This is a genomic window from Streptomyces sp. NBC_01235 (assembly GCF_035989285.1).
Classification (GTDB): domain Bacteria; phylum Actinomycetota; class Actinomycetes; order Streptomycetales; family Streptomycetaceae; genus Streptomyces.
The window spans coordinates 1,815,507-1,832,753 of sequence record NZ_CP108513.1 but is presented as its reverse complement, the minus strand read 5'-3'; the positions used below and the strand labels follow the sequence as shown (position 1 = coordinate 1,832,753).

Below are 17,247 nucleotides of genomic sequence, written 5' to 3'. Positions count from 1 at the left end.
CGGTCAGTCGGTGGCGCGCAGTGCGACCCAGGTGGCTTTGGCCACGATGCCGTCGGCCGTCAGCCCCTTGTCGTTCTGGAAGCCGCGGACGGCCGTCTCCGTGTCGGGGCCGAAGTCGCCGTTCACGCCGGAACCGCCCACGCTGTAACCGCGCTCGGTCAGCATGCACTGCAACTGCCGCACCCGATCGCCGCTGTCTCCCGAGCGGGTGCGGCCGTTGCCGGCGTAGTACGTGCAGTCGGTGATCCAGGACGGGGTGCCGGGTTCGGCCGATGGAGTCCCGGCGGACGCGGTCGGGTCGGCGGAGGGGCTGCCGTCGCCGACGGGGGCGCCGGGGGTGGCCCGTGTGCCGTCGTCGGAGGCGGCGGCCCCGGCAGGCGACGTGTCGTCGTCGTCCGTGACCTCGGCGCGTCCGGTGGACGAGCCCGCGGCGGAGGCCTTGTCCGGGGCGGCGGACCTTCCCGACACCGCACCGTCGCCGGGCAGGCCGCCGGGCCCGCTGCCGTCCGACGACGCGACGGCTCCCGGCGGGGCGGCGGCGCCCGCGGGGCCGTTCTCGCGCATGAGCACGAAGGCACCCGCGGCGACCGCGCACAGCGCCGTGCCCGCGGCGGCGGCCAGAAGCCGCTTGCGGCGCGCCGGGGACCGGGCCGGTGCCGGACGGGGCGGCTCCGACGGGGCCGCCTCCACGGGGGCCCGCGCGGGCGGTGCGCTCACCGGTACGGGAGACGGCACCGACCTCACCCGGTCGTCCGGGGGCCGCAGCCGGGGCGCCCGTTCGACAGGCAGGCGGTGCAGCGTCTCGTACGCACGCTGCCGGGCGAGCACCCTGCCGTGCAGCGGCTCCGGCCAGCCGGGTGCCCCGGCCCGCGTCGCCGCCGCGTCGAGCAGCTCCCGAGGGGTGGGGCGTCGCTCGGGCTCCTTGGCCAGGCAGGCGGTGAGCAGCGCCGCCAGCTCGGGGTCCGCCGCCGACACCGCGCCGGTCACCTCCGGGTTCGGCTCCTCGAACGCCACCCGGTGCATGACGTCGACCCCCGTGCCGTCGCCGAACGGGGCCCGTCCGGTGGCCGCGTAGAGCAGGGTGCAGGCCAGCGAGAACACGTCGGACGCGGTGTCGCAGTGTCCCGTCCTCAGGTACTCCGGCGACATGTAGGCCGGAGTACCGACCCGGTTGCCCGTGCCGGTGATCGCGCTGGCGTCCGCGGCCTTCGAGATCCCGAAGTCGATCACACACGCGCCCTGGAGGGACAACAGCACGTTGGACGGCTTCAGGTCCCGGTGCACGACGTCCGCGGCGGCGAGAGCGGTGAGCGCCCGCCCCAGCTCGGCCACCAGATGCCACACGGCCGCCGCAGGAAGGGCTCCGTCCTCGCGTACGGCGTCGGCCAGGTCGAGCCCGGGGACGTACTCGGTGGCCATCCACAGCAGTTGGTCGTCCCAGCCGGTGCCCCATAACCTCGGGGCGTGCGGCGGACCCAGCCGGCCGTGCACCGATGCCTCGCGCTCGAACCGGCGCTGGAAACGGACGTCCTCCGCGTACTCCGGCCGGATCACCTTCACCGCGAACAGCCCGGGACCGTCGTCGGCGGCCCGCGCCAGATAGACCCGTCCCATCCCGCCGCTGCCCAGCAACGCCACCGGCACGAAGGGACCGACCCGGCCCGGGTCGCCGACCCGCAGGGGAGCGGCCCCGGTCTGCCGGAGCGCGGCGGCCTCGTTCGCCGCGGAGTTCGGTGAAGGCGGCAGCTGGTCGGACACGGAACTCCCGAAGTGATGTTCGACGTAAGTCAGTTCGTTATCGATGGAAGATCGAGGCTAGCCCAGCCACAGCCCGTGCTCAGGGATTCAAGTACTTCCGTTCGCTCACCACGGCCGCGGACCGGGCCCGCCGGCACCGCGGCGCAGCCGGGTGAAGCCTGAGCCGCCGTCAACTCCACGGGGCATGCATGAGGATCTCCGCCGTATCCGGCCGGGTCGGCGGACACGACGCGCTGGAGGCGAGAGTGATGAACGAACGAGCCGAACGGACCGGCCACGACACCCTCAGGGTCCCGGTCCTCATCGTCGGCGGCTCCCTGGTAGGGCTGGCGACCTCGTTGTTCCTGGGACGGCTCGGGGTACGGCACGTGCTGGTGGAGCGCCACTCCGGCACCTCCATCCACCCGCGCGGCCGCGGCAACAACGTCCGCACGATGGAGCTGTTCCGGGTGGCGGGCGTGGAGAAGGCGATCCAGGAGGCCGCCGCCACCCTGGCCGGCAACCACGGCATCCTGCAGACCCCCACCCTGGTCGGCGACGCCGGCGAGTGGCTGTTCCGGGACATCGACCCGGGCGGCGGACTGGCCCGCTTCAGCCCCAGCTCCTGGTGCCTGTGCAGCCAGAACGACCTGGAGCCGGTCCTCCTCGACCACGCCCGCAAGCTCGGTGGCGACCTGCGCTTCTCCACCGAACTGATGTCGTTCGACAGCGACCCCACCGGCGTCACCGCGGTGGCCAAGAGCCGTGAGACGGGGGAGCACACCACCATCCAAGCGGATTACCTCGTCGCCGCCGACGGCCCCCGCAGCCCCGTCCGCGAGCAGCTCGGCGTCGGGCAGAGCGGCCCCGGCGACCTGTTCCACAACGTCAGCCTCACCTTCCGCTCCCGCCGCCTCGCCGAGGTCGTGGGCGACCGCCACTTCATCGTCTGCTACCTGACCAGCCCGGAGGCCGACGGCGCCCTGCTGCCGGTGGACAACGTCGAGAACTGGGTCTTCCACGCCCCCTGGCACCCCGAACACGGGGAAACGCTGGAGGAGTTCACCGACCAGCGGTGCGTCGAGCACATCCGGCGGGCCGTCGGGGTCGCGGACCTCGACGTGACGATCACCGGCAAGGCGCCCTGGCACGCCGCCCAGCGGGTCGCCCGGAGCTACCGGTCGGGGCGCGTGTTCCTGGCCGGAGATTCGGCCCACGAGATGTCCCCGACCGGGGCCTTCGGCTCCAACACCGGTATCCAGGACGCGCACAACCTCGCGTGGAAACTGGCCGCGGTGCTCGACGGCTGGGCGGGGGAGGGGCTCCTGGACAGCTACGACGCCGAGCGCCGCCCGGTGGCGGAGGCCACCAGCGCCCGGGCCGCCGCCCGGTCGGCGGAACACAGCCACCCCGGTTTCGCCCCGCCGCCCGGCGCGGGCGGCGGCGGTCCCCAGCGGGGCATCCTCAACGTGGCTCTCGGCTACCGCTACCCGCAGGGCGCCGTCGTCGGCGCCGACCCCGCGGAGCCGGTCGTCCCGGAGGGACTCGATCTGAGCGGCCGGCCCGGCAGCAGGGCGCCCCACCTGTGGGTACGGCAGGCCGGCGAGCGGATCTCCACCCTCGACCTCTACGAGCGGTGCCCGGTGCTGCTCAGCGACGCCGATGAGCCCGGCGGATGGCACGAGGCGGCCACCCGGCTCGCCCAGGAGCTGTCCGTCCCGCTCATGTCGTACCGGGTGGGCGCCGGACCCGAGGCCGACCTGGTGCCGGAGGACGACGCCGACTGGGCGGAGCGCCACGGCACGACACGCGGGGGCGCCGTACTCGTCAGGCCCGACGGGTTCGTCGCCTGGCGGTCGCCGGGCCCGGACCCGGACGCCGAGTCGGCACTGCGCCAGGTCCTGACGAGGGGCCTGGCACTCGCCTGACGCCGCGGACCTCACCGGACTTCACCCGTGTGAACGCCCCCAGTGGTGCCGCGCATGCGGTGGGCTGACGGTGGATCACATCCCGGTCGGGTCAGGTCAGCTGACGAGGTGTCGGCTGCCCGGTCGTGATGGAAGGACCCTCAGATGCGTTCTGCTCGGCCGGACGCGATAGCGAGGCCGCGGCCTCCGCCCGCACCCCGGGTGGCGGCCCGGCTCGCTCCCCGTGCCCTGTCCGCTCCGCTGCCGCGCCCGAGTGAGGTGGTCTCCGATGGCAGTTTCCCCTTCCCCTTCCCCTTCCCCTTCCCCTTCCCCTTCCCCTTCTCCGTCCAGTTCTTCCTCCTCTCCTCCCTCCGGCCCTTCCGGCGGCGCGCCGGCGTCCACCGAGGACGGAAACTCCCGCACCGGCCTGACGATGCTGTGCTCCGTGGCCGCCGTGCTCCTCGCGGTGAGCCTGTCCGGCGGCAACGACACGTCGCCCGGCGCCCCCAGCCCCCCGCCCGCCGCCGCGTCGCTCCTGGCGCCCCCCGCACCGGCCACGCCCGTGTCGGGCCCGTCCGCCAAGGGATCGACCCCGGAGGGCAAGCACCTGCCGCGTTCCCGGCCCGTGCGCCTGCTCATCCCGAAGATCTCGGTCGACGCCCCCTTCACCGACCTCGCCATCGGCCCCTCCGGCCGGCTGGAACCGCCGCCCGCGGACAACGTCAACCTCGTCGGCTGGCACGCCGAGGGAGCCTCCCCCGGAGAGACGGGCACCGCGATCATCGCCGGGCACGTCGACACGAAGACGTCACCCGCCGTGTTCGCGAGACTCAGTGGACTGGTGAAGGGCGACACCTTCCACGTCGTGCGGGCCGACGGCAGCAAGGCGTCCTTCCAGGTCGACAGCGCGGAGACGTTCGCCAAGGACAACTTTCCGAGCGAACGGGTGTACGGCGACACCCCCCGGGCTCAGGTACGGCTCATCACCTGCGCGGGGTCCTACGACCGGGCGGTCAAGGACTACACCGACAACCTGGTCGTCTTCGCCCATCTCATCTGACGGTCACCCGCCCGGTCACCCACGTAGTTCATCCGAGTCGCGCGCTTGCGGGGACGGGCACAGGATCGAGGAACGCTGACGTCGCATCACCGCGGCCGACGTTCACTTCCCCCTCCGCGAAGGAGATGTGCGCAGGATGACCACCACGTCCGAACGTGTTGCAGGTTCGCGGACGCGACAGGCGTCGCAACGAGTCTCCCAGTCCGTGTTCGACGGCTCCCGGCTCCGAGTCGTCCTCCTGGTCGACGTCTACGACGGAGCCCAGCAGCAGTTCCTGGAAGCCTACGAGCAGCTCTGCAACCAGGTCGCGTCCGTCCCCGGGCATGTGAGCGACCAGCTGTGCCAGTCCATCGAGAACCCCTCCCAGTGGCTCATCACCAGCGAATGGGAGAGCGCCCCGCCGTTCCTCGCCTGGGTCAACAGCGAGGAACACGTGCGGATGGTGGAGCCGCTCCACAGCTGCGTCCGCGACACCAGGTCGCTGCGCTTCCACGTCGTCCGCGAGACCGGCGGCCCGGCGGCGGACGCCGACCGGGGCAAGCGCCGGCTCCAGACCTCGCCCAGGATCGGCGACGGCGTGATCCGCCACGCGCTCACCTTCACCGTGAAGCCGGGCAGCGAGGAGATCGTCGCCAAGATCCTCGCCGACTACGCCTCGCCCGAGCCACAGGTCGACGACACCACCCGGCTGTGCCGCACCTCGCTGTTCATGCACGGCAACCGGGTGGTGCGGGCCATCGAGGTGCGGGGCGACCTGCTCGCCGCGCTGCGCCACGTCGCCCGTCAGCCCGAGGTACGGGCCGTCGAGGAAGCCATCAACCCCCATTTGGAGCAGGACCGGGACCTCAACGATCCCGAATCCGCGCGGGTGTTCTTCACCCGTGCCGCGCTGCCGGCCGTCCACCATGTGACGGCGGAACGCCAGGACACGCAGGCCGAGCGGTATGCCCTGTACTACCCGGCCCGGCCCGACCGCGGCATGAAGCTGGCCGAGCTGCTGGCCCGGCAGGACGAGGCGGCGGCGGACGACCCGCGCAGCCCGGTCCTGCGCAGCACGATCTTCCAGCGCGACGACGTCGTCGTCCGGCTGATCGACGTCCACGGCGGACTCGACGCCGCCGACCCCGTACAGGCCCTCGGCCTGGCCGACCCCGGGCAGGTGGCCGAGCTGACGACGCTCCAGGACGACGCCGTCGGCGCGGACGCCTCCGCGTCCGGGGACGGCCGACTCGCGCGCTTCCTCGAACGCGCGCGCATGGACCTCGTCACCGACCGTCGGTCGCCCGACGCCTGATTCGTCATCGCGTGGGCGGGGCGGTGCCCCGCCCCGCCCACGTCGGTGCAGCACATCATGGAGGAACGTCGTGATCACTTCCCGTCCCAGAGTCGTGGATCTCAGCGAGGTCGAGCCCAACACCCGGCGCGGCGGCGATCTGCGCGCCATGCTCACCCCTGCCACCGTGGGCTCGACCAGCGGTTTCATGGGTGTGGCCCTCATCAAGCCCGGCGACCGCATCGGCGAGCACTACCACCCCTACTCCGAGGAGTTCGTGTACGTCGTGTGCGGGCAGCTGGAGGTGGACCTGGACGGCGAGCCCCAGCCGCTTCAGCCCGAGCAGGGCCTGATGATCCCCGCCCACATGCGGCACCGCTTCCGCAACGTCGGAAACGTCGAGGCCCGTATCGTCTTCCACCTCGCCCCGCTGGCCCCGAGCCCGCCGCTCGGCCACGTCGACACCGAGGAGTCGGACGCCGAGACCGTGGTGATCGGGGCCGAGGCGGCCGAGCGACGTCAGGTCCGGTCATGACGAGACGTGTGGCGGTCACCGGTATAGGCATCGTCGCCCCGGGCGGCATAGGCGTCCCGTCGTTCTGGAAGCTCCTGGTCGAGGGGCGCACGGCGACGCGGGGCATCACCTTCTTCGACCCGACCGGTCTGCGCTCGCGGATCGCCGCCGAGTGCGACTTCGACCCGGCGGCCCACGGACTGGACGCCCGGGACGTCGAACGGTGCGACCGCTACATCCAGTTCGCCATGGTCGCCGGGGACGAGGCGGTACGGGACTCCGGTCTCGACCTCGCCGCCGAGAACCCCTGGCGGGTCGGCGCCTCGCTGGGCACCGCGGTCGGCGGCACCACCCGGCTGGAGAACGACTACGTCCTGGTCAGCCACCGCGGGCAGCGCTGGGACGTGGACCACCGGGAAGCGGCCCCGCAGCTGCACCGCGCGTTCTCGCCCAGCACGCTCGCCTCCACGGTGGCGGAGCGGTTCGGGGCGCGCGGGCCGGTGCAGACCGTCTCCACGGGCTGCACCTCGGGCCTCGACGCGGTCGGGTACGCCTTCCACACCGTCGAGGAGGGCCGGGCCGACGTCTGCATAGCCGGCGCCTCGGACTCGCCGATCTCCCCGATCACGATGGCCTGCTTCGACGCGATCAAGGCCACCTCCTCGAACAACGACGACCCCGCCCACGCCTCGCGCCCCTTCGACGCCGACCGGGACGGGTTCGTCATGGGCGAGGGCGGCGCCGTACTCGTCCTGGAGGAGCTGGAGCACGCGCGGGCCCGCGGCGCCCACGTGTACTGCGAGCTCGGCGGGTACGCCACCTTCGGCAACGCCTACCACATGACCGGCCTGACCAGCGAGGGCCTGGAGATGGCCCGGGCCATCGAGGACGCCCTCGAACACGCCCGGACCGACGCCACGGCGATCGACTACGTCAACGCGCACGGGTCGGGCACCAAGCAGAACGACCGCCACGAGACCGCCGCGGTGAAACGGGTCCTGGGCCGGCACGCCTACGACACGCCCATGAGCTCCATCAAGTCCATGGTGGGCCACTCCCTCGGCGCGATCGGGGCGATCGAACTCGTCGCCTGTGTACTGGCCCTCACCCATCAGGTCGTACCGCCGACCGCGAACTACGAGACGCCCGACCCCGAGTGCGACCTGGACTACGTCCCGCGCGAGGCCCGCGAGCGCAAGCTGGCCAGTGTGCTCTCGGTGGGCAGCGGGTTCGGCGGCTTCCAGTCCGCGGTGGTCATGAACCGGCCGAGGGAGAAGACACGATGAGCGAACCCCATCCACGGCGCGCGGTCGTCACGGGAATCGGTGTGGTCGCGCCCAACGGAGCCAGTACCGAGACCTTCTGGAAGTCCACCTGCGAGGGCATCAGTGTCCTGGACCTGGTCACCCGCGAGGGCTGCGAGCACCTGCCGCTGCGGGTGGCGGGCGAGGTCCGCGACTTCGACCCGTCGGCCATGGTCGAGGAGCGCTACCTCGTCCAGACCGACCGGTTCACGCACTTCGCGATGGCCGCGGCCGACCTCGCGCTGGAGGACGCCGGATTCGGCCGGCCCGAGACCGACGCCGCGCCCTTCTCCGTGGGCGTCGTCACCGCGGCCGGTTCCGGCGGCGGCGAGTTCGGCCAGCGGGAACTCCAGCAGCTGTGGGGCAAGGGCAGTCGCTTCGTCGGCCCGTACCAGTCCATCGCCTGGTTCTACGCCGCCAGCACCGGCCAGATCTCCATCCGCCGCGGCTTCAAGGGCCCTTGCTCGGTCGTCGCCGCCGACGAGGCCGGCGGCCTGGACGCCCTCGCGCACGCGGCACGGGCCGTGCGACGCGGCACCGACGTGATCGTGGCCGGGGCCACCGAGGCACCGATCGCGCCCTACTCGGTGGTATGCCAGCTCGGCTACGAGGAACTCAGCACGGTCGGCGACCCGACCCGTGCCTACCGCCCGTTCACCGCCGCGGCCTGCGGGTTCGTGCCGGCCGAGGGCGGCGCCATGGCCGTGGTGGAGGCCGAGGGGTCGGCCCGGGCGCGGGGCGCGCGGCTGCGGGCCCTCGTCGCCGGACACGCGGCGACCTTCACCGGCGCCTCCCGCTGGGAGGAGTCCCGAGAGGGGCTGGCCCAGGCGATTCTGGGAGCCCTGGAGGAGGCCGACTGCGCTCCCGAGGAGATCGACGTGGTCTTCGCCGACGCCCTCGGCGTACCGGAGGCGGACCGTGCCGAGGCCCTGGCGATCGTCGACGCCCTCGGCGCGCACGGCAGCCGCGTGCCCGTCACGGCGCCGAAGACCGGCATCGGCCGGGGCTACTGCGCGGCGCCCGTACTGGACGCCGCGGCGGCGGTGCTCGCCATGGAGCACGGCCTGATCCCGCCCACCCCCAACGTCTTCGACATCTGCCACGACCTCGACCTCGTGACCGGCCGGGCCCGTGCCGCCGAGCCGCGCACGGCGCTGGTCCTGAGCCGGGGACTCATGGGATCGAACTCGGCGCTGGTGCTGCGGCACGGCGCCACCGACGCCTCGTAGCGAGGCGCCGCGGAACAGTGGAGGAGAGGAACCGCATGACTGACCGCATCACCGTGGAAGAGCTGGCCGAACTCATGAAGAAGTCGGCCGGCGTCACCGTCGCCCCGGAGGAACTCCGGCAGCACGACACCGGCTTCGACCGGCTGGGTGTCGACTCGCTCGGCCTGCTGGGCATCGTGGGCGAGCTGGAGAACCGGTACGGCACACCGATGCCCACCGACGTCGAACGCTCCAAGACGCCCCGGCAGTTCCTCGACCTCGTCAACAGTGCCCTCATGACAGGAGCGTGAGATGACCGGACACACGAAGAACGAGATCATCATCGCGGCACCCCTGGACCTGGTCTGGGAGATCACCAACGACCTGGAGAACTGGCCGCAGTTGTTCAGCGAGTACGCGTCCGTGGAGGTCCTCTCCCGGGAGGGCAGGAAGACCACGTTCCGGCTGACCATGCACCCCGACGAGAACGGCACCGTGTGGAGCTGGGTCTCGGAGCGCGAGCCGGACCGCGAGACGCTCACCGTCAAGGCCCGCCGGGTCGAGACGGGCCCCTTCGCCCACATGAACATCCACTGGCGGTACGAGGAGGTCCCGGCCGGCACGCGGATGGTGTGGACGCAGGACTTCGCGATGAAGCCGGAGGCGCCGGTCGACGACGAGTGGATGACCGACAACATCAACCGGAACTCCAAGGTCCAGATGGGCCTGATCCGGGACCGCATCGAGAAGGCCGCCGCCGAACGCGGGACCACCGCGGGTCTGACCGACTGAGCCGGACGGAGAACAGTCCCCATGCACCAAGCCCTGATCGTCGCCCGCATGGCGCCGGGATCGGCCCCTGACATCGCCAAGGTGTTCGAGGAGTCCGACCGGGGAGAGCTGCCGCGGCTCGTCGGTGTCGTCCGGCGCAGTCTCTTCCAGTTCGGCGACGTGTACATGCACCTGATCGAGTCCGAGCGCGAGCCCGGGCCCGCCATCGCCAAGATCACCGGGCGTCCCGAGTTCCGGGACGTGAGCGAGCGGCTGTCCGCGTACGTCAGCGCCTACGACCCCGAGACCTGGCGCTCCCCGAAGGACGCCATGGCGCAGCGCTTCTACCTCTGGGAGCGCGAGCCGGCCGGCTGACCCTCGCCGACCATCACCGGTCGCCGGGCCCGCGACGCTGCGGGCCCGGCGACCGGTGGTCTGTGGGGATGCGGGGGATACCCGGGAATGCCGTCGGATCAGCCGGGGACGTGGCAGTCGAACGCGTGCAGGTAGGGGTTGACCGGGCTGATGTCGTCGATGACCAGACCCGCGTCCGTCAGCCGGGCGATCATGCTCTCGGTGGTGTGCTTCGCCCCGCCGACGTTGAGGAGCAGCATCAGGTCCATCGCGGTGCTGAACCGCATCGACGGCGTGTCGTCGACCAGGTTCTCGATGACCACGACGCGGGTCCCGGGGCCGCCCGCCTCACGGACGTTGCGCAGCGTGCGGGCGGTGCTCTCGTCGTCCCACTCCAGGATGTTCTTGATGACGTAGACGTCGGCCTTCACCGGGACGGCAGCCCGGACGTCGCCGGGCACCACGCGTGCCCGGTCCGCGAGGTCGCCGCCCGCGCGCAGCCTCGGCACCGCGTTCTCCACCACCCGGGGCAGGTCGAGCAGGCTGCCGTGCATCGCGGGGTACTTGTCCAGCAGGCTCGCCACCACGTGCCCCTGACCGCCGCCGATGTCGGCGACCGAGGAACTCCCCGACAGGTCGAGGAACTCCGCGACGTCCCGCGCGGACTGCACGCTGGACGTCGTCATGGCGCGGTTGAAGACGTCGGCGGACTCCGGGGCGTCCTCGTTGAGGTAGGGGAAGAACTCCTTGCCGTACAGGTCCTCCACGACGTTGCGGCCGGTGCGCACCGCCTCGTCCAGCAGCGGCCAGGCGTCCCAGGTCCACGGCTCGGTGCACCACAGCGAGATGGCGCGCAGGCTGCCCGGGTCGTCCTCGCGCAGCAGCCGGGAGACGTCGGTGTGCGCGAACGCCCCGTCCGGCTGCTCGGCGAAGACGCCGTAGCAGGACAGGGCGCGCAGAAGGCGGCGCAGCGGCCGGGGTTCGGTCTTCACCGCGGAGGCGAGGTCCTCCACGGCCATCGGGCGGTCGCCGAGGGCGTCGGCGACGCCCAGCCGGGCGGCCGCGCGCAGGGCGGCGGCACACGCCGCGCCGAACGCGAGCTCCCTCAGCCGCATGGAGGGCGGTGGGGCAGTCTGGGCGGTGGTCATGTGCCGCCTTCCTTCCTTCTTGGGGTCACTGGTTCGGGGCCATGGCCTCGGGGTCACGGCCTCGGGTTCAGCACAGGCCGGCGGGCTTCGACTCCCGGCAGGAGTTGCCCTCGAAGGTGTTGCCCTTGCCGGTGTCCGTGTTGATCAGGTCCGCGGGGGAGTTGTTCCGCAGCACGTTGCCGGTGATCCGGTTCCGGTCGCTGGTGGTGCCCACGAAGCTCTTGAACAGGACGATTCCGCCCGACAACGGGGACGTTCCGGCGTTGTCCTTGATCACGTTCCGGGTGACCAGGCTGTCCTCGGCGCCGGTCAGGACGATGCCGGAACCCTGAAGCGCGGCCAGCCGGGCCGTCTTCGGGCAGGACTTGTTGTTGCGCTCGATGCGGTTCTCGCGCACGGTCACCAAGCCGGCCTTCGGCTTGTTCTCGTCGCCGACGACGAACACGGCCGCGCAGTTGCCGGTGAGGTGGTTGCGCGCGACGGTGAGGTCGCGCAGACGGCGGACGGTGACACCGATCCGGTTGCCCTCCAGGCGGTTGTGCTCGACCACCGTTCCCCCGGTGTCCGTGGCGCCCTGCTCCTCCTTGATCGTGTTGGCGAGGAACAGCCCCGCGTCGCCGTTGTCCCGGGCGGTGTTGTGCCGGAACACGCCACGGACCGAGCGCTCCGTGGCGATGCCCCACACCCCGTTCTTCACCGCGGTGACGTTGCGCACGGTCAGCCCGTCGGTCGCCGTGGAGAAGACGCCGGTCCTGGTGAAGCCGGTCACCGTCAGGGAGGCGACGGTGACGCCCTTGACGATGCGGTCCTTCGTGCCCACGACGCAGATGCCGTTGCCGTCCGCGGCGCAACTGTTGGCGGCCTTCCGAGCACGCCCACCGGCACTCGTGGTGCCGGTGGCGGTGCTGGTGGCCACGCTCGGGTCCGGCTCGATCACCGTGGCGCGGCCCATGCCGCGCAGGGTCAGCCCGGGCGTGTTCACCTGCACGCTCTCGTGGTAGGTGCCGAAGGTCAGCAGAACGGTGTCACCCGGCTGGGCGGCGTCCACCGCCTTCTGGATCGATTCCCCCGGCCGGACCACATGGACCGTGTGACCGGCGACCGGCGGAGCGGCGCCGAGCCCCGTCCCGAGGAGCGCCGCCGTGCACGCCAGATATGCGATATGGCATTTCTTCATATTGCGTACGTTATGACTTGAAAAGCCCCGTAACGGCAGGATGGGCCATCCGGCGGCGTGTCCTGACGGGAGATCTCAGGGCTTGTTCTCGCTCGTCTCGTGGGTGAGCGACGAATCGGGAGACATCGCTGAATCGTGGCGAATTTGCGGAGCAAACGTGAAGTGTGTCACTCCCCGAGTTCACTTGGTTTGTGGTCCTTGGGAGCTATGTCCACTTGTGAGTCTCTGGTTGGCGAGCCGGAAGCGGTCGTATGTTGCGACCTGACCGTGTGAACGAACACATCCGGTCATAGTCCAACGCGGCTTCGTGGGGGAGCAGTTCACATGAATAGACACGGGGGGAGACGTCGGCTGCGCACAGCCGGCGTGGTGCTCTCTGCGGCCATCGTGCTGGCGGCGAGTGCATCCAACGGCGCCATGGCGGCGACCGGTGAGAGAGCGGCCGACGTCTCGGCCGCAAAGTCCGCAAAGTCCGCCGAGTCTGCCAAGTCCGCCGACACCGCCGGAACCGGTGGGTCGGCCACGGCCGCCGGCGGCGACGGAGCGGGCGAGGACAGCAAGGCGCTGGCCCAGGCGGCGCGCACGGGCAAGCCCGTGGAGATCACCTCGATGCGCGGTGAGAGCAGCGAGGTGTACGCCACCCCCGAGGGGCACCTGGAGGCCCGGGAGCATCTGCGCGCGGTGCGTACCCGGGTGGACGGTGCGTGGCGGGCCATCGACACCACCTTGACCCGTGGCGCGGACGGAACGGTGCTGCCCAAGGCCACGACGGTGGGCCTGACGTTCTCGGGCGGCGGTTCCGCTCCGCTGGTGCGGATGACGAAGAACGGCCGTGAACTGGCGCTGTCCTGGCCCGAGAAGCTGCCCGCCCCGGAGCTGAACGGGAACACCGTCACCTACCCGGACGTGCTGCCCGACGTCGACCTGCGGATGACGGCGCAGCAGGACGGCTTCACCCAACTCCTCGTCGTCAAGTCGGCCGAGGCCGCGGCGAGCACGGAACTGAGCAAGCTGCGGCTGAAGTTGGACGCCGACGGCATGCAGGTGAAGGAGACCGCGGACGGCGGTCTGGCGGCGATCGACCAGGGCGCCGGAAGCGCGGTCTTCGAGGCTCCTCGCCCGGTGATGTGGGACTCCAGCACCAAGGCGCCCGACACCGCGGCGAAGTCCACCACCAAGACCACCGCCAACACCACCACCGAATCCACTGCCAAGACCTCCAGCAACGCTGCTGCAGAAACCGCCACCGCCACCGCCCCCGCCGCCGAGCGCGGGCCGGACGCCCCCGAGGCCGCCGCCGCGGAGTCCGCGAACGTGGCCCCGGTCGGAGTGGACGTCCCCGCGGCGCAGGACGCGCTGGTGCTGACGCCCGACCGCAGCGTGCTCGCCGGCAAGAACACGGTGTACCCCGTGTTCATCGACCCCCAGTGGTACTCCCCGAAGGCCTCCGCGTGGACGATGGCCTCCAAGTACTGGGCGTCGTCGCCGCAGTGGAAGTTCAACGGCGACGCGGACGCGGGCCTCGGGTACTGCGGCTGGTCGTACTGCGCGCCGTACGACACCAAGCGGCTCTTCTACCGCATTCCGACCTCGAAGTTCGCCGGACGGACCGTGCTCCAGGCGGAGTTCGTGGTCCGCAACACCTGGTCGGCGTCCTGCGCGGACCGGGGCGTGGAGCTGTGGCGCACCAAGGACATCTCCTCGTCGACGACGTGGAACTCGCAGAACGCGTCCGGCTTCTGGATCGACCACCTCAAGACCGAGTCCTTCGCCTACGGGTACACCGGCTGTGCCGCGAAGGACGCGGAGTTCGACGTCAAGTCCGCGGTGCAGCTGGCGGCGGACAAGAAGTGGTCGACGATGACCTTCGGCATGAAGGCGTCGAGCGAGTCCGACGAATACGGCTGGAAGCGGTTCTCGGACGACGCCTATCTGCGCGTGCAGTACAACCGCGCGCCGCCGCAGGTCAAGATGTCCCAGCTGACCATGGAGTACGGCGGATCCTGCAAGAAGCCCGCCAGTGCCGCGCGGGTGCGCACCCTGGGCAAGATCTACGCGAACGACGTCACCGACCCCGACGGCGACTCCGTCTCCGTGGAGTTCCGCGCGAGCTGGGACACCGGTGACGGCAAGGGCGTGGTCACCCGCTGGAAGTCCGGACTGACGACGGCGAAGAAGTCCGGCTCGGACTTCGCGATCACCCTGCCGTCCTCCATCCCCGCCAACAAGACGGTCAACTGGTACGTCCACTCCTACGACGGCGCCCAGTACTCGCCGTGGTCGTACACGGGGGACCCGACGGCCTGCTACTTCGTGTACGACACGAGCGTGCCGAAGGCACCCGCCATTGCCTCCGCCATCTACCCGGCCTCGAACCCCGAGGACCCCGAGGACCCCTGGTACGACGGAGTGGGCCAGTACGGCGACTTCGTGATCACCGGCGCCGTCTCCGACGTGACGAAGTACTGGTACGGCATCAACGGCGACCCGGTCTCCACCAACACGATCACCACCTCGGGCGGCGCGGCCAAGACCGTGCCGGTACTGCCGGTCAAGCCGGGCCTCAACACCTTCACGGCGCGGTCCTTCGACTCCGCCGGCAACGCCTCCGAGATCCGCACCTACCAGTTCCGGGTGAAGTCGGGGCAGCTGGAGCGCGCCGACTGGTCGATGGACGAGGCGGCCGGCGCCACCCAGGCGGTTGGCAGCGCGCCCGAGCAGACCGCGACCCTGTACAACGGCCCGACACCGAACGTGGAGGGCAAGTTCGGCAAGGCGGTGCAGTTCGACGGCGTCGACGACTACGCCGCCACCGACATCGCCACCATCAACACCGACGTCAGCTTCTCCGTGTCCGCCTGGGTGAAGCTGTCCGCCATGCCGTCCGGAGCGGCGGTCGTGGCCTCCCAGCGGGGCAACAACGCGCCGGGCTTCGAGCTGTACTACTCCAAGGGCTACGACCGTTGGGTGTTCAACCAGTACAGCGCCGACAGCACCAGTGGCACCCCCGTCCGCGCCATGCAGGCCGCCGCGGGCGGGGTCAAGGCCGACGAGTGGACGCATCTGGTCGGCATGTACGCCGCCGGTGAGAAGCTGCTGAAGCTGTACGTCAACGGCGCGCTCGCCGGGACCACGGCCTACAGCACGGCGTGGAACGCGCGACGCGGCATGGTGATCGGCGGCAGTTTCCTGGGCGGCACGCCTACGTCGCCCTTCCCCGGCGTCATCGACGAGGTGAAGACCTTCGAGAAGCCGCTGTCGGCGGGCGAGGTGTCGAGCCTCTACAGCTCGAACGCGATCGGCGCCGGCCGCCCGGCCCGCGCGGTCTTCCACATGGAGGACGCCGCCGACGCGACCGCGCTCAGCGGCCGGGCCGACGTGAACCCCGCGGTCCTCAAGGGCGGCGCCACCACGGGCTCGGCCGGGGTCGACGGCAACGCGCTGACCCTGGACGGGACCGACGACTACGCGGCCACCAGCGGCCCGCACATCAACACCTCGTACAGCTTCGCCATCTCCGCCTGGGTGAAGCTGCCGAAGACCAAACCGACGCACGCCGCGACCGTCGCCTCGCAGATCGGCGACACGGTGACGGGACCGGAGCTGTACTACTCCAGCACCTACGACCGCTGGGTGTTCAACCAGCACAGCGCCGACACCGCCGACTCCACGGTGGTGCGGGCCATACAGCCCGAGGGCACCACCGCCTACGGCGGTGAGTGGACGCATCTGGTCGGCGTGCAGGACACGGAAGCCGACAAGCTCTCGTTGTACGTCAACGGGACCCTGGCCGGCACCGCCGTCCTGCCCGCGACCTGGTACGCCGGGGGCGCGGTGCAGATCGGCGCCAGTGCGTTCGAGGGCGCGGCCACCTCGTTCTTCCCCGGCCAGATCGACGACGTGCGGCTGTTCGACCGGCCGGTGTCCGCCGGTGAGGTGCAGCAGCTGTTCAAGCAGCGCGCGGTGGTCAAGGGCCGCTGGAAGTTCGAGACGGCCACCGGCACCCCCTTGACCTCGCCCGACGCCTCGTCCACCGGCAACGCCATGACCCTCTACAACGGCGCCCAGACGGGCTCGGGCTGGGTCGACGGCGCCGTCGCCCTGGACGGCACGGACGACTACGCCGCGGCCTCCGTGGTGCCGGTCGACACCAGCGCCAGCTTCACCGTCAGCGCCTTCGTCCAGACGGCCGCCGTCCCGACGAGTCCGGTCACCGTCATGAGCGCTCCGGGTTCCAAGAAGAGCGCTTTCGCGGTGCGCTACGAACCCAGCGCCACCCCGGCCACCGATCCGGGCCGCTGGCGGATCGCCACGGCCGACTCCGACAGCGACTCCGCCACCGTCTCCGACATCGGCAACGGCATGTTCTACAGCCCCACCGACTGGAACCACGTGGCTCTCGTCTACGACGGTTTCTCCAAGGAGGTCCGCCTCTACGTCAACGGCGAGCTCCAGGAGACGGCCTGCGCCGACGCCGACGACGACGGGGTGCAGGACGACGCGAGCTGCGCCGACACCGTCTCGTGGTCGGACGACGTACTGACCTACAAGGCCGCGAAGACCCTGCAGCTGGGCCGGGACACGACCGGGACCACGTCCGGTCAGTACTTCCCCGGTTCGCTCTCCGACGTCTGGGTCTTCCAGGGCGCGCTGACGGAGACCCAGATCGATCACCTCGCCGTCGGCATGCCGGGCGTGGAGACCGCTGTCCCCAGCGGCGACTGATCGGTTCAGCCACCGGGTAACGGGCCGGCCGCCGCACGCGGCCGGCCCGTTCCCGGGCCAACTGCTTCG

The 17,247-nt window shown here is 71.2% G+C and carries 13 protein-coding genes; 10 read left to right on the top strand and 3 right to left on the bottom strand.

The window, feature by feature from the left end:
- Positions 1 to 3: 3 nt before the first annotated feature.
- Positions 4 to 1,758, bottom strand: coding sequence for a serine/threonine-protein kinase (locus OG289_RS07580; RefSeq protein ID WP_327313232.1), 1,755 nt, complete (start codon positions 1,756 to 1,758; stop codon positions 4 to 6).
- A 248-nt stretch (positions 1,759 to 2,006) separates the two neighbouring features.
- Here OG289_RS07580 and OG289_RS07575 point away from each other — a divergent pair, with 248 nt between their 5' ends.
- The 9 genes from OG289_RS07575 to OG289_RS07535 all read left to right on the top strand — a co-directional run bounded on the left by OG289_RS07575 (position 2,007) and on the right by OG289_RS07535 (position 10,149).
- On the top strand, positions 2,007 to 3,665 hold the full coding sequence (locus tag OG289_RS07575) for an FAD-dependent oxidoreductase (RefSeq protein ID WP_327320612.1): 1,659 nt from the start codon (positions 2,007 to 2,009) through the stop codon (positions 3,663 to 3,665).
- Positions 3,666 to 4,077: 412 nt separating this feature from the next.
- Positions 4,078 to 4,704, top strand: coding sequence for a class F sortase (locus OG289_RS07570; RefSeq protein ID WP_327313231.1), 627 nt, complete (start codon positions 4,078 to 4,080; stop codon positions 4,702 to 4,704).
- 136 nt (positions 4,705 to 4,840) lie between these two features.
- Positions 4,841 to 5,998: a SchA/CurD-like domain-containing protein gene (locus tag OG289_RS07565; protein WP_327313230.1), complete on the top strand. Its 1,158-nt coding sequence runs from the start codon at positions 4,841 to 4,843 to the stop codon at positions 5,996 to 5,998.
- A gap of 70 nt (positions 5,999 to 6,068) precedes the next feature.
- Complete coding sequence (locus tag OG289_RS07560) at positions 6,069 to 6,512, top strand: cupin domain-containing protein (protein WP_327313229.1); 444 nt, start codon at positions 6,069 to 6,071, stop codon at positions 6,510 to 6,512.
- A complete protein-coding gene (locus tag OG289_RS07555) occupies positions 6,509 to 7,777 on the top strand; it encodes a beta-ketoacyl-[acyl-carrier-protein] synthase family protein (protein WP_327313228.1) in 1,269 nt (422 codons plus the stop codon). Before OG289_RS07560 ends, OG289_RS07555 begins: the two co-directional genes overlap by 4 nt.
- Positions 7,774 to 9,024: a beta-ketoacyl synthase N-terminal-like domain-containing protein gene (locus tag OG289_RS07550; protein ID WP_327313227.1), complete on the top strand. Its 1,251-nt coding sequence runs from the start codon at positions 7,774 to 7,776 to the stop codon at positions 9,022 to 9,024. Before OG289_RS07555 ends, OG289_RS07550 begins: the two co-directional genes overlap by 4 nt.
- A gap of 35 nt (positions 9,025 to 9,059) precedes the next feature.
- Positions 9,060 to 9,314: an acyl carrier protein gene (locus OG289_RS07545; RefSeq protein WP_327313226.1), complete on the top strand. Its 255-nt coding sequence runs from the start codon at positions 9,060 to 9,062 to the stop codon at positions 9,312 to 9,314.
- A gap of 1 nt (position 9,315) precedes the next feature.
- On the top strand, positions 9,316 to 9,795 hold the full coding sequence (locus OG289_RS07540) for an SRPBCC family protein (protein ID WP_327313225.1): 480 nt from the start codon (positions 9,316 to 9,318) through the stop codon (positions 9,793 to 9,795).
- A gap of 21 nt (positions 9,796 to 9,816) precedes the next feature.
- Entirely contained in the window at positions 9,817 to 10,149 is a 333-nt protein-coding gene (locus OG289_RS07535; RefSeq protein ID WP_327313224.1) for a TcmI family type II polyketide cyclase, read from the top strand.
- Between the two features lie 98 nt (positions 10,150 to 10,247).
- Here OG289_RS07535 and OG289_RS07530 read toward each other — a convergent pair whose 3' ends face one another.
- On the bottom strand, positions 10,248 to 11,276 hold the full coding sequence (locus OG289_RS07530) for a methyltransferase (protein WP_327313223.1): 1,029 nt from the start codon (positions 11,274 to 11,276) through the stop codon (positions 10,248 to 10,250).
- A 67-nt stretch (positions 11,277 to 11,343) separates the two neighbouring features.
- Entirely contained in the window at positions 11,344 to 12,453 is a 1,110-nt protein-coding gene (locus tag OG289_RS07525; protein WP_327313222.1) for a right-handed parallel beta-helix repeat-containing protein, read from the bottom strand.
- Between the two features lie 609 nt (positions 12,454 to 13,062).
- Between OG289_RS07525 and OG289_RS07520 the strand changes: the two genes are divergently transcribed.
- Positions 13,063 to 17,178, top strand: coding sequence for a LamG-like jellyroll fold domain-containing protein (locus OG289_RS07520; protein ID WP_442819069.1), 4,116 nt, complete (start codon positions 13,063 to 13,065; stop codon positions 17,176 to 17,178).
- Positions 17,179 to 17,247: the final 69 nt, after the last annotated feature.